The following is a 15,644-nucleotide window of genomic DNA, read 5'->3' on the forward strand; positions in this document are numbered from 1 at the left end:
CGCTAGTCGCCTTCGCCGGCAAGTGCGAACCGGCCGTCGGCGGTCTGCTCGACGAGACCGTCGACCAGCAGCGAGTCCAGCGCGCGGTCACGCTGGGCGGTGTCGGACAGCCACACCACGTCCAGCTCGGCGCGGGTGACCGGAGAGTCCCTGCCGCGCAGCACATCCAGCAGTCGTCCGCGAACCTGACGATCGGTGCCCGCATAGCGCTGCACGCGCCGGGCAGGCGCTGTCGAAGCGGGGAAGCCGCGCGAGCGCCATGCGCACACGCTCAGCGGGCACGAGGCGCAGCGCGGAGCGCGGGCGGTGCACACCGTCGCCCCCAGCTCCATCAGCGCGATCGAGAACTTCGGCGCCAGGGCCTCGTCGGGCAGGAGGGCCTCCACGTCGGCGAGGTCGCGCGGTGACGACGACGGCGCGGCGTCGGCCCTGCCGTGCACGGCCCTGGCGACGACGCGGCGGACGTTGGTGTCGACGACCGGCACGCGCCGGCGGTAGGCGAAGCACGCGACGGCCCGTGCGGTGTACGCCCCGATCCCCGGCAGGGTCAGCAGGGTCTCGACATCGGAGGGCACCGCGTCGCCGAAGTCGGTGGCGATCACCGTCGCACACTCGTGCAGGCGCTTGGCCCGCCGCGGATAGCCCAGCTTGCCCCAAGCGCGCAGCACGTCGGCGGCGCTGGCGGCGGCCGTCGCCGACGGCGTCGGCCAGCGCGCCACCCACGCCCGCCACACCGGCTCGACCCGGGCGACCGGCGTCTGCTGCAGCATGAATTCGCTGACCAGGACCTGCCACGGGCTGACGTCGGGTCGCCGCCAGGGCAGGTCACGCTGCTCGCGGTCATACCAATCGACCAGCTGGGGCACAATGTCGGTCATGCCCAACACCAGTCCAGTGACCGCATGGAAAGCACTCAAGGAGGGTAACGAGCGCTTCGTTGCCGGCCAGCCTGTGCACCCCAGCCAAGGCATCGAGCATCGGGCGAGCCTCGCGGCCGCGCAGAAACCGACCGCGGTGGTGTTCGGCTGCGGCGACAGCCGGGTGGCGGCCGAGCTGATCTTCGACCAGGGACTCGGCGACATGTTCGTCGTCCGCACGGCAGGCCACGTCATCGACTCGGCCGTGCTGGGTTCCATCGAATACGCGGTCGCGGTGCTCGAGGTGCCGTTGATCGTCGTGCTGGGCCACGACAGCTGCGGGGCGGTCAAGGCCACGCTGTCGGCGCTGGACGACGGTGTGGTGCCTGGCGGCTACGTGCGCGACATCGTCGAGCGCGTGATGCCGTCGATCCTGCTGGGCCGCCGCGACGGGTTGAGCCGGGTCGACGAGTTCGAGGCCAGGCACGTCACGGAGACCGGCGCCCAGCTGCTGGCCCGCTCGACGGCGGTGTCCGAGCGGGTCGCCGCGGGCGGCCTGGCGATCGTCGGTGTCACCTACCACCTGGCCGACGGGCGGGTGGTGTTGCGCGACCATCTGGGCGATATCGGCGAAGGCTGAGCACGACACGCCGGGGCGCCTGGGCCGATATGGCGTGACCTGGGCTTACCTTGAACTTGTGCTGGATCTGGAACCGCATGGCCCGCTACCGACGCAGATCTACTGGCGTCGCAGGGCATTAGCGCTGGGCATCGCGGTCCTCGTGATCGGCGTGGTCGCGGCAATCGTGTTCGTCGTCGTCAAGAACACCGGCGGCTCGGGGGACGCGCAGAACACCAACGCCGAGTCCTCGGCGCCGGCCGCCGAAGCCGGGCCGACGCCCCTGCCGGGGGAGAACCCCGAGGTCAAGACACCGGTGATGCCGCCGGCGCAGGACGCGCCCGCGCCCACCCCGACGCCGACCGCGGCCGTCGTCCCGCCGCCGATTCTCAACGAGGGCGACGACTGCCCGGACTCCACCCTCGCGGTCAAGGGGATCACCAACCAGCCGCAGTACGTGGTCGGCGAGCAGCCCAAGTTCACGATGGTCGTCACCAACATCGGCCTGGTCGCCTGCAAGCGCGACGTGGGTGCGGCAGTGCTCGCGGCCTACGTTTACTCGCTGGAGAACGCGCGGCTGTGGTCGAACCTCGACTGCGCGCCGTCCAACGAGACCCTGGTCAAGACGTTCCAGCCCGGCGAGCAGGTGACCACCGAGGTGACCTGGACCGGCATGGGCTCCGCGCCGAACTGCCCGCTGCCGCGTCCGCCGATCGGGCCCGGCACCTACAACCTCGTCGTGCAGCTGGGCAATCTGCGCTCGGCAGCGGTGCCGTTCATCCTCGCCGCGAGCCCGCAGGCGCCGCCGCCCGTCGAGGGTGTGCCGCCGCCACCCGCCGGCTGACGGTCTAGGCCAGCCGGTCGGCGATCGTCGACTCGGCCAGCTGCGAGAGTCCCTCTCGGATGTGGCGTGCCCACATCGAGCCGATGCCCTCGACGGACTGCAGGTCGCCGGCGCTGGCCGCGAGCAGCCCCTGCAGTGAGCCGAAGTTGCGGACCAGCAGGTCGACGTGCGCGAACTGCAGCCGCGGGATGCCGGCCATCGCGCGGTAGCCGCGTGAGCTCATCGCCGAGTCCTGCGCCTCGATCGTCGACGGGTAGCCGAAAACCCTTGCCAGGGTTGTGAAGTCGAGCAGCTCGTTGTCGGACAACCCGTCGAGCTCCTCCAGCGTCGCGCTGACCTGCGCGGCCGACGGCGGGTCGGGATTGGCGTGGTAGTCGCGCACGATCAGCTCGCGGGCGGTGTCATTGTCGCCGACGAGTTCCTCGAGCTGAAGCTTGAGCTGGCGCCCGTCGGTGCCGAGTTCGACGACGTCGGAATCGATCTCGAGGCTGATGCGGCGCACCATCTCGAGCCGCTGCACGACGGTCATCACATCGCGCAGCGTCACGAAGTCCTCGATCTCGGCGGTCGACAGCTGCCTGCTGACCTCGTCGAGCCGCGTCTTGTAGCGCTCCAGGGTGTCGATGGTCTGGTTCGCCCGCGACAGGATCGTCGCCGAGTCGGGGATCACGTGGCGCTCACCGGCGACGTAGACGGTCACGATGCTCATCGAGTGGCTCACCGAGATCACCGGATAACCGGTCTGGATGGCCGCGCGCTCCGCCGAGCGGTGCCGGGTGCCGGACTCCTCGGTGGGGATCGACGGATCGGGCACCAGCTGCACATTGGCGCGCAAGATGTGGTTGCCGTCGCTGGAGAGCACCACCGCGCCGTCCATCTTGGACAGCTCACGCAGCCTGGTGGGGGCGTACCGGACGTCGAGGGAGAACCCGCCGTCGCAGATGGCCTCGACGCTCTCGTCGTAGCCGATGACGATCAGCGCGCCGGTGCGGCCCCTCAGGATGCGTTCCAGTCCGTCGCGCAGCGCCGTGCCCGGCGCCAACCGGGCGATGGTCTCGCGCATCGTCGGCCGGGCCAGCGGCACGACGGTACGGCCGGATCTGGTGCCTTTCACGGCCATCGCGCCCTCCTGTCAGCGAAGCGGTCGCAGCCGATCTTTGCTGATGTCCCGCAGCAGCCGCAACGCCGACGCGATGTTGTCGGCCGAGAACGCCCGCAGCCCGGCGGGCACCGACGTGACGCCAGGGGGGATCACCGCGCTGGTGAAGCCCAGTCGCGCGGCCTCCGCGAGCCGCCGGTCCATGCCCGTCACCCGGCGCAGATCGCCGGCCAGGCCCACCTCGCCGATGGCCACCGTGCCGGCCGGGACGGGCAGGTCCATCACCGACGACGCGATCGCGACCGCGACCGCGAGATCGGTGGAGGGGTCGGTCATCCGCATCCCGCCGACCGTCGACAGGTACACGTCGCGTGACGCGACGGCGAGCCCGGCGTGCCGGTCGAGCACGGCGGTGATCATCGCCGCCCGCGAGGAGTCGATACCGCTGACCGCGCGCCGCGGGGTGCCGTTGGCCGCCGCCCCGATCAGCGCCTGCACCTCGCCGATCAGGGGCCGTTTACCGTCGAGCGTCACGGTGATCGCCGTGCCCGCCACCGGTTTCGGACGCTGGTCGCGGAACAGTCCCGACGGGTCCGCGACCCCTTCGATCCCGTTGTCGTGCAACAGGAAACAGCCCACCTCGTCGGCGGCGCCGAACCGGTTCTTGACGCCGCGGACCATGCGCAGCGAGGAGGTGCGGTCGCCCTCGAAGTGCAGGACGACATCGACGAGGTGTTCCAGTGAACGCGGACCGGCGATCGCGCCGTCCTTGGTGACGTGCCCGACCAGGATCATCGCGACGCCGGAGGTCTTGGCCGCCATCGTCAGCGCGGTGGTGACCGCCCGCACCTGGGTGACGCCGCCGGTGACGCCGTCGGCCTCGGTGGTCGACATGGTCTGCACGGAGTCGACCACCACCAGGCCCGGCTGCACCGCTTCGATGTGGCCGAGCGCGGTCGACAGGTCCGACTCGGCGGCCAGATAGACGTCGTCGTGCGTGCACCCGGTGCGTTCGGCGCGCATCCGGATCTGGCCCGCGGACTCCTCGCCCGACAGGTACAGCGCCCGCTTGCCCGCGCACGCCCAGCGGTGCGCCACTTCCAGCAGCAGCGTCGACTTGCCCACGCCGGGATCCCCCGCGAGCAGCGTGACCGAACCGGGCACCAGCCCGCCGCCGAGGACGCGGTCCAGTTCGGCGACGTCGGTCGGAAAGTGCCGGGTGCGACCGGGATCGATGGAGCTGATCGGCACCGCGGGCGACGCCGGGGCGACCGTCCGGCGCGCGGCCGATCCGGCGACCGCGGACAGCACCGGTACCTCGTCGACGGTGCCCCAGGTGCCGCATTCCGGGCAGCGTCCGACCCATTTGAGGGTGACGTGGTGACATTCCGAGCAGCGGTACTGCGAACGCGCTTTCGTGCCGCCTTTAGTCACGCAGTGACGGTAGCTGTTGGCTCCGACAGAACCCGGTCAGAAAGCCCCGCGACGAGACGCCGTGTCGCCTCTAGTGCCCGCCGCCGTGCCCACCGGCGGCCGCGGGATCCTCGCGGCGCGGCGACTCGCCCGCGGAGATCGGCACCGCCACGGTGGCATCGCCGGCCTTTTCGAACTTGAAGACGAACTTGTAGGTCAGCCCGTTGGTGATCGGCTTGGACAACTCGACCTTCGCCTCGGCGGCCTCGGCGGTCTCCACGCTCTCCAACGGGGTGATCTGCCCGTCGGGGGCGCCGACGGTGAGCACGCCGCTCGCGGGCAGCGCGGTGTCCCCGGTGAGCGTCACCGTGCCGACGTCGGAGGTGATCTCCACCAGCTTGTCGTTGGTGTCGGGCGAGTCGTTGGAGGCCTGGAACAGCAGTTCCACCTCGCTGCCCGGTTGCACGTAGTCGGTGACCTGCTCGGCGCGCAGATGCACGTTGCGCAGCGAGATGGCGCCGAGGTTGGCGCTGGTGCCGTTGACGGCCGGCTCCTGCATGGCGGTCTGGGACACCTGTCCGGCGCCGCAACCAGTGAGTGCGAACGCGGCGGCCAGCCCACAGGCGACCAGTTTGAAGCGGACCACTCGTGCCTCCTGCTCGACCGACAAGGCGACCGGTGCCGGTCGCGGTATTCGACTATGCAGAGTAGTAGGTGCCCGTCGGGGGCGGTAGCTGAGGTCCGGCGCAGGCTCCCGCAGCGGCCCGACAGCTACCTGGAAGCCACCCACGCGATGCACGGATTGTCCGGTGTGTCAAGCCCCCGCGCTCACCCGGGGTGCCCCTGACCTGCACAGTTGGTTCACCCTCGACTGTGCACCGTGCTAGCATTGAGTTGTGAAAGGGGCTCGAAACTGATGATTTTCAAGGTCGGAGACACCGTTGTTTATCCCCACCACGGTGCTGCGTTGATCGAAGCGATCGAAACCCGAACCATCAAAGGCGAGCAGAAGGAATACCTCGTCTTGAAGGTCGCCCAGGGGGACCTCACGGTTCGAGTTCCCGCCGAGAACGCAGAGTATGTCGGGGTACGCGACGTCGTCGGACAGGAGGGCCTGGACAAGGTTTTCCAGGTGCTCCGCGCCCCCCATACGGAGGAGCCGACCAACTGGTCGCGGCGGTACAAGGCCAATCTCGAGAAGCTCGCCTCCGGTGACGTGAACAAGGTCGCCGAGGTCGTTCGCGATCTGTGGCGCCGGGATCAGGAGCGCGGCCTGTCCGCTGGTGAAAAGCGGATGCTGGCCAAGGCGCGGCAGATCCTGGTGGGTGAGCTCGCGCTCGCCGAGAACACCGATGACGAGAAGGCCGCGACCATCCTCGACGAGGCACTCGCCGCCGCCTCCTGACGGCAATGACGAGCCTGCCACGGGTCGGGCTCGGCACCGACGTACATCCCATCGAGGCTGGGCGGCCGTGCTGGCTGCTGTGCCTGTTGTTCGATGACGCCGACGGCTGTGCCGGTCACTCCGACGGTGATGTGGCCGCACACGCCCTGTGCGACGCGCTGCTCTCAGCGGCCGGGCTGGGTGACCTCGGGGAGGTCTTCGGCACCGGCCGCGAGGAGTGGCGCGACGCCGGCGGCGCCACCCTGTTGCGGCACGTCCACGAACTGCTGTCGACGCGAGGTTTCCGCGTCGTCAACGCGGCGGTGCAGGTGATCGGCAACCGGCCCAAGGTCGGTCCGCGCCGCGCGGAAGCCCAAGAGTTGCTGACGCAGTTGCTGCACGCGCCGGTGTCGGTGTCGGCCACCACCACCGACGGCCTCGGCCTGACCGGTCGCGGTGAGGGTCTGGCGGCGATCGCGACCGCGTTGGTGGTCGAAGCCGATTAGGCCGGTAAGCTGGCCGCCCGTGAGTGACCTGCGGCTGTACGACACGATGGCGGGCGCTGTCCGTGACTTCGTGCCGGTGCGCCCCGGCCACGTTTCCATCTACCTGTGCGGCGCGACCGTGCAGGGCCTGCCCCACATCGGCCATGTGCGCAGCGGTGTCGCGTTCGACGTGCTGCGGCGCTGGCTGTTGGCCAAGGGTTTCGACGTCGCGTTCATCCGCAACGTCACCGACATCGACGACAAGATCCTCAACAAGGCCGCCGACGCGGGCCGGCCCTGGTGGGAGTGGGCGGCGACCTACGAGCGTGCGTTCTCGGCCGCCTACGACGCGCTGGGGGTGCTGCCGCCGTCGGCCGAACCCCGCGCCACCGGTCACATCACCCAGATGATCGAGCTGATCGAGCGGCTGATCGAGCGCGGCCATGCGTACGCCGGCGACGGCGACGTGTACTTCGACGTGCAAAGCCTGCTGCCCGAACCTGGCTACGGCAAGCTGTCGGGCCACAGGATCGACGACGTGCATCAGGGCGAAGGCGTCGCGACCGGTAAACGGGATCAGCGCGACTTCACGCTGTGGAAGGGCGCCAAACCAGGCGAGCCATCCTGGCCGACGCCGTGGGGCCGGGGCAGGCCGGGCTGGCACACCGAATGCGTCGCGATGTGCGAGAGCTACCTGGGCTCCGAATTCGACATCCACGCCGGCGGAATGGATCTCATCTTCCCGCACCACGAGAACGAGATCGCCCAGGCGGAAGCCGCGGGTGATCGGTTCGCCCGGTACTGGCTGCACAACGGCTGGGTGACGATGGGCGGCGAGAAGATGAGCAAGTCGCTCGGCAACGTGTTGGCGATTCCCGCTGTGCTGCAACGGGTTCGAGCCGCCGAACTGCGCTACTACCTGGGCAGCGCGCACTACCGCTCCATGCTGGAGTTCTCCGAGACGGCGCTGGCGGACGCGGCCAAGGCGTACTCCGGGATCGAGGACTTCCTGCACCGCGTGCGCAACCGGGTCGGCGCGGTCGAGCCCGGCGAGTGGACCGAGAAATTCGCGGCCGCGCTCGACGACGACCTGTCGGTGCCGATCGCGCTGGCCGAGGTGCACGCCGCCCGCGCGGAAGGCAACCGCGCGCTGGACGCCGGCGACCACGAAACGGCGTTGACCCAGGCACGGTCGATCCGCGCGATGATGGGCATCCTCGGCGCCGACCCCCTCGACGAGCGGTGGGAGTCCAAGGACGAGACGTCGGCGGCGCTGGCCGCGGTCGACGTGCTGGTGCAGGCGGAGGTCAAGCGGCGCGAAGAGGCCAGGGCCCAGCGCGACTGGGCCGAGGCCGACGCGATCCGCGATCGCCTCAAGGCCGCCGGGATCGAGGTCACCGACACCGCCGACGGGCCGCAGTGGACGCTCGTCGATGGGTACACGAAGTAGATGGCCGGGAATTCGAAGCGCCGCGGCGCCGTCCGCAAACCGGGCACGAAGAAGGGGCCGACGGTCGGGTCGGGCGGTGTACGCAGGCGTGGTCTGGAAGGCCGCGGCGCGACGCCGCCGGCGCATCAGCGGCCCAACCACCCGGCGGCCAAGCGCGCCGCCAAGGCGCAGGCCCAGGCGCGACGTCAGAGCGGTAAGAAGACCGACGACACCGAGATCGTGCTGGGCCGCAACCCGGTGCTGGAGTGTCTGCGCGCCGGAGTGCCCGCCACCGCGCTGTACGTGGTGCTCGGCGCCGAGGCCGACGAGCGGCTGACCGAATCCGTGCAGCTCGCCGCCGACGCGGGCATCTCCATCCTGGAGGTGCAGCGCCACGACCTGGATCGCATCGCCACCAACGGTTTGCATCAGGGTGTGGCGCTGCAGATTCCGCCGTACGCGTACGCGCACCCCAACGACCTGCTCTCGACCGCGGCGGCCGACGGTTCGCCGGCCCTGCTGGTCGCGCTGGACAACATCTCCGACCCGCGCAATCTCGGCGCGATCGTGCGGTCGGTCGCCGCGTTCGGCGGCCACGGTGTGCTGATCCCGCAGCGGCGCTCGGCGTCGGTCACCGCCGTCGCGTGGCGCACCAGCGCCGGCGCCGCCGCCCGGCTGCGTGTCGCGAGGGCGCCGAATCTGACCCGGGCGCTGAAGGGCTGGGCCGACGCGGGCCTGCAGATCGTCGGGTTGGACGCCGACGGCGACACCACCGTCGACGAACTCGACGGTTCCGGGCCGATGGTGGTCGTGGTCGGTTCGGAGGGCAAGGGGTTGTCGCGGCTGGTCCGCGAGACGTGCGACGCCGTGGTGTCGATCCCGATGGCCGGGCCCACCGAGTCGCTGAACGCGTCGGTGGCCGCGGGCGTGGTGCTCGCCGAGATCGCCCGCCAGCGCCGCGGCCGCTGAGTTTTTTGGCGAGCAGCCGCAAAGTGTCCAGTTTCCGGCGGTTTTCGGTCAATTTGCGTCTGCTCGGCAGGAATTGGCTACCCGCCGAAGAGCTGAACTCCTGCCCACAATCCCACCACCGACAGCACCAGCGTGGCGGGCACCGTGCACAGCCCGATACGGCTGAACTCGACGGGCCCCGCGGTGAGGTCGCGCCGCACGACGCCGCGCCACAGCAGGTTGGCCAGTGACCCGACATAGGTCAGGTTGGGGCCGATGTTCACGCCGATCAGCACGGCCAGTACGGCGGCCGGCCCGGAGGCGGCGACCAGCGGCAGCAGCACCAGCACGGCGGGCAGGTTGTTGACCAGATTCGAGAGCACCGCCGCCACCGCGGCGATGCCGAGCAGCGCGGGTAGCGATGTACCGTCGGGCAGCACGCCCTGCATGGCGTCGCCGAGGCCGTTGACCATGACCGCGTCGACCACCACGCCGAGGCACAGCACGAAGACCAGGAACGGCACGTCGGCGGCGCTGAGCAGGTGGCTGGGCGTGCTGCGGCGCCGGACCAAAGACTGTGTGCCGAGCACGATCACGCCGCCGAGCGCCGCCCACGCGGGCGAGAAGCCGAGCATCGATGTCACGACGAACCCGGCCAACGTCGCGCCCAGCACCGCCAGGGCGAACACCGGCAGATGGATCTCCGCGTGCGACTCGACCACCGGCGGCGTGGCCAGCTCGCGACGGAAAACCCAACGCAGCACCACGAATTCGACTGCTATCGCGGCCAGCCACGGCAGCGACATGAGCGCGGTGAAATGCAGGAACGAGATGCCTGCGGTCGCGAACGCCAGCAGGTTGGTTAAGTTCGACACCGGAAACAGCAGCGACGCGCTGTTGGCCAGATGTGCCGTCGCGTAGGCGTGCGGTGCGGCGGGCACCTGCAGCAGCCGGGCCATCGCCAGCACCACCGGCGTGAGCAGCACGACGGTCGCGTCCAGGCTGAGGATCGCCGTCGTGGCCGCCGCGATCACGAAAACCATTGCCAGTAACCTGTTTTGACTGCTCCCGGCGGTGCGGGCCATCACCGCGCCCGCCGCCCGGAACACGCCTTCGTCGGCGCACAGCCGGGCGAGCACCAGCACCGCGGCCAGGAAGCCGACCACGGGCAACAATCGCTGTACTTCGGCGAGCGCCTCGTCGACCGAGATGACGTCGAGGCCGATCAGCAGCGCGGCCGCGGGCACCGCGACGACGGCCTCGGGCCAGCGGTGCGGGCGCACGACGGCGAACACCAGGACGACCGCCAGTGCGGCCAGCGCCAGCGTCAGCGCCACGGATCGTCGCGTTGCCAGAGCACGGGCAGGTGCATGGCCACGCCGTCGGCGTCGGCCAACCGCGACAGCACCCGCATCGAGGCGTCGAGATCGTCGGCCGCGTAGGGCAGCGCGCGCAACGGTTCGTGCAGCGGGCGGAAGAAGTCGTCCCAGTGGATCAGCACCACACGGCGGGCGCCTACGGTGCGGACGGTTTCGCTCCAGTAGTCGAGGAGATAACTCTCGGGCTGCAGCCCGAGTTGGCCGACGCCCAGGTACACCACGTCCGCCGAGTGGCCGGCCAGCGCGCCGGGAAGGAAGCCGGCGCTGCCGACGATGAGCAGCCGCCGGCCCGACGGCCGGTGGTGCACGAGCGTCGACCAGGCCTCACCGCACCGGTAGGCCGACGCCTTGACCGGCGGCACCACCGGTCGGTCGATGGTGCCCGGGAAACGGTCCGGCGGGCAGTGGTTGCCCACGATCAGCGTGACGTCGTAGTGGCCGAGTCCGATCGCCGCGCCGGGCGTCGCGACGACGATGCGGTCCGCGGGCAGCCGGTGCCCGCGACCTACCTGGGCTGCCGACTCGCCGCCGACCAGTGTGGCGCCGGTCCGCTCGGCCACCACTGCGCTGTCGAGCGCGTGGTCGTAGTGCGTGTGCACCGGAAGTACCGCCGCCAGCCGGTCGACACGCAGCCGGGCCAGGCAGCCGTCGATGCGCGGTGGCGACGGCGCGAGCCGCCGCAGTCCCACCGCGGCCAGGTTCGGTCGGGAGAAGAACCCGTCGGTCATCAGCGCCGACTCACCGTCGTCGATGAGCAGGGTGGTGACACCGGCCCAGGTCACCGTCAGCGGGGAATCCGCGGTGGCTTGCGGTGCGTCGAAGCGGCCCGCGTACTCGGCCAGGTCGGGCCGGCCCAACTTGAGGCGCATGCGCCAACTCTAGGTGTGGCGCGTCCCGAACCGCCGCCGGAACTTCTCCACCTGACCGGCCGAGTCGATGTGGCGACGCGACCCGGTCCAGAACGGATGGGACGCAGCGCTGACGTCGACGACCACCAGTGGATAGAGCTGACCGTCTTCCCACTCGATGGTGCGGTCACTGGTGATCGTCGACCTGGTCAGGAACGCATCGCCGGTGGTGGCGTCCTTGAACACCACCGGGTGGTAGTCGGGATGGATTCCCTTTCTCATCGGTCCTCACCTTCCTGCTGTGTGCTGAACTCGCCGATCTGCTCGGCCATGTCGCCGCACGGGTCCTCGTGCCAGTCGCCGAAGGGGTCCGGGTAACTCGGCCAGTCGTGCGGGTTCGACCACTCCTCATCGGTCAGCAGCGCACCTCGCAGTGCGTCGACGATGTCCTCGGGCTCCGCCCCGCACACCAGCACGGCGATCGACACGTGACGGTCGCCGAGCCGATCGTCCCAGTCGGCGGCGGCCAGCGCGCAGCGTTGCGGATCGGCGTAGGCGAGTTCGCTGGGGCTCAAAGCGGCCAACCAACGTCCTGCGTACTCGAAACGCATTCCGCCACCCGCTGATTCGAGCCACATGACATCGTCGAACCGGCTGGCCAGCCACATCCGTCCCCGGGTTCGCACCACACCGTCGAGCAGCACATCCAGCGCATCATGGAGTCGCTGCGGATGAAACGGCCTGCGTGCGGAGAACAGCAACAACCCGACGTCACCGTCGGCGTCGAGCGGCGGTTGCCCGGCCAGCAACGGATCGTGAGGGCTGTGGCTGCGTCCCCGGCGGCAGTCCGGTTCGAGATTGGCCAGCGCCATCTCGATCCGTTCGACCCCGACGGTCAGACGTGCCCGGGGGGCGAGTCTGCGCAGCACCTTGAGTGTCTGAGCATGCGGCCGTGTCAGGACGAGCGCGTCGGCGAACTCGGCCTGGCCGACGACCACCTGTGCGACCGTCCGGCCGTCGTCGAGGTCGTCGTCGCCGATCGCCTCATCGAGCCAGACGTTCGAATCGATACAGGTCACCACGGCCCCGATTCGAACGTCGCGCGCTGCGGGTCCGTCGACGTAGCCGGGCCCTACGCGAACCCGGACGTTTTCGATCGCCCAGCAGACCGGCTCCGGTTCGAGCCACGGCATCAGTTGCACCACAATGCGATCAACGTCGCCGCGGCGATGAAGCCGACGCAACAACACCAGCAGGTCGTTCCGGACGGTACAGGTGACACATCCCCTGACGAGTTCGAGCGGCCATTCCGATGTCCCGTTCGACGTCGTCACGCTGCGTACCACGACCTGGCCGTCGTAGACATGACGCACGACCACCGTGCCGGTCGCGCGAGACAGTACCGCCGCGACCTCACCGGTATCGCCCTGACCGCAGACCAGCACCACTGGAGTGCGCACACGACCTCCTTCAGTTGAAAATGGTTTTCATTAACGTTAGCGTACGTGCGAAAGGAGGACCATGTCTGCTCACTGTCAAGTGACCGGTCGATCACCCGGGTTCGGTAACAAGGTGTCGCATTCGCATCGGCGCACCCGTCGGCGCTGGAACCCGAACATCCAGACGAAGACCTACTATCTGCCGTCCGAGGGGCGCCGGGTAAGACTGCGGGTGAGTGCGAAAGGCATCAAGGTCATCGACCGTGACGGGATCGAGGCCGTGGTGGCGCGACTTCGCAAGCAAGGGCAGAAGATCTGATGGCCCGTACCGACATTCGACTGATCGTCAAGCTCCGCTCTACAGCCGGTACCGGCTACACCTATGTCACACGCAAGAACGGGCGCACTGACCCGGACCGGTTGGTGCTGCGCAAATACGACCCGATCATCCGGAAGCACGTCGATTTCCGCGAGGAGCGCTGATGGCCAAGAAGTCCAAGATCGCCAAGAACGAACAGCGCCGGCTCATCGTGGCGCACTACGCGGAGCGCCGGGCCGAACTCAAGGATGCCGTCCGCCGGGGGACACCCGAAGAACGTGCTGCCGCGGTCGCAGCGCTGCAGAAGCTTCCGCGTGACGCCAGCCCGGTACGGTTGCGCAACCGCGACGTGGTCGACGGTCGACCGCGTGGGCACCTCCGCAAGTTCGGGCTGTCGCGGGTGCGGCTACGTGAGCTCGCGCATCGCGGTGAGCTACCCGGAGTGACGAAGGCGAGTTGGTGAGCAAGATGGCGAAGAAGAAGGCCGCGCGGCGATCACCGGCGCCAGAGGTCAAGCGGCCCAAGCGCAACCCTCTCAAGGCTGCCGGAGTGGATCGCATCGACTACAAAGATGTGCACCTGCTCCGGACGTTCATCTCAGAGCGCGGCAAGATCCGGTCCCGGCGGGTGACGGAACTGACCCCGCAGCAGCAGCGACAGGTCGCGATCGCGATCAAGAACGCGCGTGAGATGGCGCTGCTGCCGTTCGGCCCCGCCCGCTGACGGGTCCGGGCAAAAGAGGTAGAAGATCTATCCAAAGGCGTTGATCGCCAACGGTGCTCGCCGACTCTCGATCGCTCGTCGAGGCAATTGCCACGAGAGCAGCGGCGACCCGGCCCAGGGGCACGCCGGTTCGGTGTACCTCTTGTGCGATCTCATTGAACGCGTCGTTCTCTGAACACCCGCGAAGGCCGACGATGATGCCGACGGCGACGTCGATCACCCTGCGCGATTCCGACGGAAAGTGGCGGCATGGTTCATGAAGGTGCCTCCCGACGGTATCGAACTTATTGAAAATCATTTTCGACAACTCGCTGCCGACCACTGTACCGTGACGGCTCGTAGATGAAAATGACTTTCAATAGGAGGACCGATGGACATTCCCCAGGTCGAGCGTGACCGTCCCTCGCGGCCCATCCGGGCCGAGAATGTGGACTGGCAACTGCGCGCCCGGTGTCGGGGTTTGCCGACCGAGATCTTCTTCGCCTTCGACAGTGTCCGAGGCTCTGACCGGACAGCGCGAGAAGAGGCCGCGAAGAAGGTCTGCCGATCCTGCGTGGTGCATGGCGAGTGTCTGCGTTACGCCTTGGCATCGCTTGAGCCATGGGGGATCTGGGGGGCGACGACGCCGGCTGAGCGGAGAAGGATCGCAAGCTGACGCGCCGACTGCTCAAGAAGGCGCTCAACATGACCGTGGACATCTGTGGCAAGATCATTTCCCGATAGGCGACGGCGAACCGAGGAAGCCGGTGTGAATCCGGCGCGGTCCCGCCACTGTGATCGGGCGGTCGATGCGATGCGGCCCGAGAGCCAGACACTCCTCATCGTCGCCTCCTCACGAACTGGGGCGGATCTCCCCGGAGAGGATGGTCGGTGCGTAGGCACTTTCTCGTGGCGGTGATGACAGCGCTGCTGGCCGGGTGCGGTTCGCCCGCGCCGCCTGGCGTCCCGGGCAGCGGTGCACCCCATGGTTTCCCCGTGACTGTGACGAATTGCGGCGTCACCACCACCTACGACCGCCCGCCTGCACGGGCGGTGGCGCTGAATCAGCACGCGATAGAGACGATGCTTGCCCTCGACCTTCAGGACTCCATGGTCGGCACCGCGTTCCTCGATGACCAGATCCTGCCCGAGCACCGGGCCGCATACGAGTCGGTGCCGGTGCTGGCCGAAGAGTACCCGTCCTATGAAGTACTGCTGAACAGCGAGCCGGACTTCGTGTATGGCGGTTGGATGAGCGCGTTCGACGAGAAAGAGGGGCGTGATCGGCGACGGCTCGCCGATGCGGGGATCGCCACCCACCTCAACGCGGAGGATTGCGCCGATGGCCCCGTCACCATGGCGACTGCCGACGACGAAATTCGTACGCTGGGCCGGATTTTCGGCATTGGCCAGCGCGCGGAACGGGTGGTCGAGCAGCAGCGTCACACGTTCGAGGCGGCCCGCGCCGCGGTGGCTGACGCAGCTCCGGTCACCGTGGCGGTCTACGACAGCGGTGATACCACGGTGTACACCTCGGGCGGCCACGGCATCGGTGATCAGATCATCGAGGCGTCGGGCGCGGTGAACCTGTTCGCCGACGTGCCGAAGGTGTGGGCCGACGTTTCGTTCGAGCAGTTCGCCGAACGGGCCCCGGACGTCATCGTGATCTACGACTACGGTGATCAGCCGCTCGAGCACAAGAAGCGGTTCCTGCGGCAGCATCCGATGTTGCAGCAAGTGCCGGCGATACGTCACGAACGTTTCGCCGTGTTGCCGCTGTCCTCGATCACCGCCGGGGTCCGGGTCGGTCGTGCGGTCGATGAGCTTGCCCGGCAACTACATCCAGAGCAGTTCCGGTGACGCCCACCCTCGCCGCGCA

21 protein-coding genes and 1 riboswitch are annotated in these 15,644 nt (G+C 68.9%); of the genes, 12 read left to right on the forward strand and 9 right to left on the reverse strand.

Going from position 1 to position 15,644, the window contains the following annotated elements; genetic code table 11:
- Window positions 1–2: 2 nt before the first annotated feature.
- Window positions 3–878, reverse strand: coding sequence for an HhH-GPD family protein (locus tag BLW81_RS09785; protein ID WP_083406990.1), 876 nt, complete (start codon window positions 876–878; stop codon window positions 3–5).
- Between BLW81_RS09785 and BLW81_RS09790 the strand changes: the two genes are divergently transcribed.
- Window positions 877–1,497, forward strand: coding sequence for a carbonic anhydrase (locus BLW81_RS09790; RefSeq protein WP_083406991.1), 621 nt, complete (start codon window positions 877–879; stop codon window positions 1,495–1,497). The genes BLW81_RS09785 and BLW81_RS09790 overlap by 2 nt on opposite strands.
- Before the next feature lie 58 nt (window positions 1,498–1,555).
- A complete protein-coding gene (locus tag BLW81_RS09795) occupies window positions 1,556–2,320 on the forward strand; it encodes a hypothetical protein (protein ID WP_083406992.1) in 765 nt (254 codons plus the stop codon).
- 4 nt (window positions 2,321–2,324) lie between these two features.
- On the opposite strand, the gene disA is transcribed toward BLW81_RS09795, so the two are convergent.
- The 3 genes from disA to BLW81_RS09810 form a co-directional block, all read right to left on the reverse strand.
- The gene (gene disA, locus BLW81_RS09800) at window positions 2,325–3,440 is read right to left on the reverse strand and encodes a DNA integrity scanning diadenylate cyclase DisA (protein WP_083406993.1); all 1,116 of its coding nucleotides are present in this window, start codon (window positions 3,438–3,440) and stop codon (window positions 2,325–2,327) included.
- A 12-nt stretch (window positions 3,441–3,452) separates the two neighbouring features.
- Window positions 3,453–4,853 (reverse strand): DNA repair protein RadA, encoded by a 1,401-nt coding sequence (gene radA / locus BLW81_RS09805; protein WP_083406994.1) that lies wholly within the window; start codon window positions 4,851–4,853, stop codon window positions 3,453–3,455.
- A 70-nt stretch (window positions 4,854–4,923) separates the two neighbouring features.
- The gene (locus BLW81_RS09810; RefSeq protein ID WP_083410433.1) at window positions 4,924–5,478 is read right to left on the reverse strand and encodes a copper chaperone PCu(A)C domain-containing protein; all 555 of its coding nucleotides are present in this window, start codon (window positions 5,476–5,478) and stop codon (window positions 4,924–4,926) included.
- Window positions 5,479–5,748: 270 nt separating this feature from the next.
- On the opposite strand from BLW81_RS09810, the gene carD reads away from it, so the two are divergent.
- The 4 genes from carD to rlmB are packed head-to-tail and all read left to right on the forward strand — an operon-like array spanning window position 5,749 to window position 9,099.
- Window positions 5,749–6,237 carry an RNA polymerase-binding transcription factor CarD gene (gene carD / locus BLW81_RS09815; protein ID WP_003888533.1) on the forward strand — a complete coding sequence of 163 codons (489 nt, stop codon included), beginning with the start codon at window positions 5,749–5,751 and terminating at the stop codon, window positions 6,235–6,237.
- Window positions 6,238–6,242: 5 nt separating this feature from the next.
- Window positions 6,243–6,722, forward strand: a complete 480-nt coding sequence (ispF, locus tag BLW81_RS09820) for a 2-C-methyl-D-erythritol 2,4-cyclodiphosphate synthase (RefSeq protein WP_083406995.1) — start codon at window positions 6,243–6,245, stop codon at window positions 6,720–6,722.
- Window positions 6,723–6,741: 19 nt separating this feature from the next.
- A complete protein-coding gene (gene cysS / locus BLW81_RS09825) occupies window positions 6,742–8,151 on the forward strand; it encodes a cysteine--tRNA ligase (protein ID WP_083406996.1) in 1,410 nt (469 codons plus the stop codon).
- Window positions 8,152–9,099 carry a 23S rRNA (guanosine(2251)-2'-O)-methyltransferase RlmB gene (gene rlmB, locus BLW81_RS09830; protein WP_083406997.1) on the forward strand — a complete coding sequence of 316 codons (948 nt, stop codon included), beginning with the start codon at window positions 8,152–8,154 and terminating at the stop codon, window positions 9,097–9,099. It abuts the gene before it with no gap.
- 77 nt (window positions 9,100–9,176) lie between these two features.
- On the opposite strand, the gene BLW81_RS09835 is transcribed toward rlmB, so the two are convergent.
- The 4 genes from BLW81_RS09835 to mrf are packed head-to-tail and all read right to left on the reverse strand — an operon-like array spanning window position 9,177 to window position 12,765.
- A complete protein-coding gene (locus BLW81_RS09835; protein WP_173839597.1) occupies window positions 9,177–10,415 on the reverse strand; it encodes an SLC13 family permease in 1,239 nt (412 codons plus the stop codon).
- Window positions 10,406–11,326, reverse strand: coding sequence for an MBL fold metallo-hydrolase (locus tag BLW81_RS09840; protein WP_083406998.1), 921 nt, complete (start codon window positions 11,324–11,326; stop codon window positions 10,406–10,408). The genes BLW81_RS09835 and BLW81_RS09840 overlap by 10 nt, the downstream gene beginning before the upstream one ends.
- A gap of 9 nt (window positions 11,327–11,335) precedes the next feature.
- Complete coding sequence (locus BLW81_RS09845) at window positions 11,336–11,587, reverse strand: type B 50S ribosomal protein L31 (RefSeq protein ID WP_083406999.1); 252 nt, start codon at window positions 11,585–11,587, stop codon at window positions 11,336–11,338.
- The gene (gene mrf / locus BLW81_RS09850; RefSeq protein WP_157897645.1) at window positions 11,584–12,765 is read right to left on the reverse strand and encodes a ribosome hibernation factor-recruiting GTPase MRF; all 1,182 of its coding nucleotides are present in this window, start codon (window positions 12,763–12,765) and stop codon (window positions 11,584–11,586) included. The genes BLW81_RS09845 and mrf overlap by 4 nt, the downstream gene beginning before the upstream one ends.
- Window positions 12,766–12,826: 61 nt before the next feature.
- On the opposite strand from mrf, the gene rpmB reads away from it, so the two are divergent.
- The 4 genes from rpmB to rpsR are packed head-to-tail and all read left to right on the forward strand — an operon-like array spanning window position 12,827 to window position 13,786.
- The gene (gene rpmB, locus BLW81_RS09855; protein ID WP_083407000.1) at window positions 12,827–13,063 is read left to right on the forward strand and encodes a 50S ribosomal protein L28; all 237 of its coding nucleotides are present in this window, start codon (window positions 12,827–12,829) and stop codon (window positions 13,061–13,063) included.
- On the forward strand, window positions 13,063–13,227 hold the full coding sequence (gene rpmG / locus BLW81_RS09860) for a 50S ribosomal protein L33 (RefSeq protein WP_083407001.1): 165 nt from the start codon (window positions 13,063–13,065) through the stop codon (window positions 13,225–13,227). The genes rpmB and rpmG overlap by 1 nt, the downstream gene beginning before the upstream one ends.
- Window positions 13,227–13,526: a 30S ribosomal protein S14 gene (rpsN, locus tag BLW81_RS09865; RefSeq protein WP_083407002.1), complete on the forward strand. Its 300-nt coding sequence runs from the start codon at window positions 13,227–13,229 to the stop codon at window positions 13,524–13,526. The genes rpmG and rpsN overlap by 1 nt, the downstream gene beginning before the upstream one ends.
- Before the next feature lie 5 nt (window positions 13,527–13,531).
- Entirely contained in the window at window positions 13,532–13,786 is a 255-nt protein-coding gene (rpsR, locus tag BLW81_RS09870) for a 30S ribosomal protein S18 (RefSeq protein WP_083410436.1), read from the forward strand.
- On the opposite strand, the gene BLW81_RS09875 is transcribed toward rpsR, so the two are convergent.
- Entirely contained in the window at window positions 13,737–14,084 is a 348-nt protein-coding gene (locus BLW81_RS09875; protein ID WP_083410437.1) for an ANTAR domain-containing protein, read from the reverse strand. The two genes, rpsR and BLW81_RS09875, sit on opposite strands and share 50 nt — an antisense overlap.
- Before the next feature lie 72 nt (window positions 14,085–14,156).
- Between BLW81_RS09875 and BLW81_RS09880 the strand changes: the two genes are divergently transcribed.
- Window positions 14,157–14,441: a WhiB family transcriptional regulator gene (locus tag BLW81_RS09880; protein ID WP_083407003.1), complete on the forward strand. Its 285-nt coding sequence runs from the start codon at window positions 14,157–14,159 to the stop codon at window positions 14,439–14,441.
- Window positions 14,442–14,522: 81 nt separating this feature from the next.
- A riboswitch (cobalamin riboswitch) is annotated at window positions 14,523–14,603 on the forward strand.
- Window positions 14,604–14,683: 80 nt separating this feature from the next.
- Window positions 14,684–15,625 carry an ABC transporter substrate-binding protein gene (locus tag BLW81_RS09885; protein ID WP_083410439.1) on the forward strand — a complete coding sequence of 314 codons (942 nt, stop codon included), beginning with the start codon at window positions 14,684–14,686 and terminating at the stop codon, window positions 15,623–15,625.
- Window positions 15,626–15,644 lie beyond the last annotated feature (19 nt).

This window comes from Mycolicibacterium rutilum (genome assembly GCF_900108565.1).
GTDB classification, from domain to species: Bacteria; Actinomycetota; Actinomycetes; order Mycobacteriales; family Mycobacteriaceae; genus Mycobacterium; species Mycobacterium rutilum.

What these genes read in the sequence shown, in the direction of transcription:
- BLW81_RS09790 (WP_083406991.1), top strand. Translation starts at nt 877, where the DNA reads ATGCCCAACACCAGTCCAGTGACCGCATGGAAAGCACTCAAGGAGGGT.
- BLW81_RS09785 (WP_083406990.1), bottom strand. Translation starts at nt 878, where the DNA reads ATGACCGACATTGTGCCCCAGCTGGTCGATTGGTATGACCGCGAGCAG.
- disA (WP_083406993.1), bottom strand. Translation starts at nt 3,440, where the DNA reads ATGGCCGTGAAAGGCACCAGATCCGGCCGTACCGTCGTGCCGCTGGCC.
- carD (WP_003888533.1), top strand. Translation starts at nt 5,749, where the DNA reads ATGATTTTCAAGGTCGGAGACACCGTTGTTTATCCCCACCACGGTGCT.
- ispF (WP_083406995.1), top strand. Translation starts at nt 6,243, where the DNA reads ATGACGAGCCTGCCACGGGTCGGGCTCGGCACCGACGTACATCCCATC.
- rlmB (WP_083406997.1), top strand. Translation starts at nt 8,152, where the DNA reads ATGGCCGGGAATTCGAAGCGCCGCGGCGCCGTCCGCAAACCGGGCACG.
- BLW81_RS09840 (WP_083406998.1), bottom strand. Translation starts at nt 11,326, where the DNA reads ATGCGCCTCAAGTTGGGCCGGCCCGACCTGGCCGAGTACGCGGGCCGC.
- BLW81_RS09845 (WP_083406999.1), bottom strand. Translation starts at nt 11,587, where the DNA reads ATGAGAAAGGGAATCCATCCCGACTACCACCCGGTGGTGTTCAAGGAC.
- rpmB (WP_083407000.1), top strand. Translation starts at nt 12,827, where the DNA reads ATGTCTGCTCACTGTCAAGTGACCGGTCGATCACCCGGGTTCGGTAAC.
- rpmG (WP_083407001.1), top strand. Translation starts at nt 13,063, where the DNA reads ATGGCCCGTACCGACATTCGACTGATCGTCAAGCTCCGCTCTACAGCC.
- rpsN (WP_083407002.1), top strand. Translation starts at nt 13,227, where the DNA reads ATGGCCAAGAAGTCCAAGATCGCCAAGAACGAACAGCGCCGGCTCATC.
- rpsR (WP_083410436.1), top strand. Translation starts at nt 13,532, where the DNA reads ATGGCGAAGAAGAAGGCCGCGCGGCGATCACCGGCGCCAGAGGTCAAG.
- BLW81_RS09875 (WP_083410437.1), bottom strand. Translation starts at nt 14,084, where the DNA reads ATGATTTTCAATAAGTTCGATACCGTCGGGAGGCACCTTCATGAACCA.
- BLW81_RS09880 (WP_083407003.1), top strand. Translation starts at nt 14,157, where the DNA reads ATGGACATTCCCCAGGTCGAGCGTGACCGTCCCTCGCGGCCCATCCGG.
- BLW81_RS09885 (WP_083410439.1), top strand. Translation starts at nt 14,684, where the DNA reads ATGACAGCGCTGCTGGCCGGGTGCGGTTCGCCCGCGCCGCCTGGCGTC.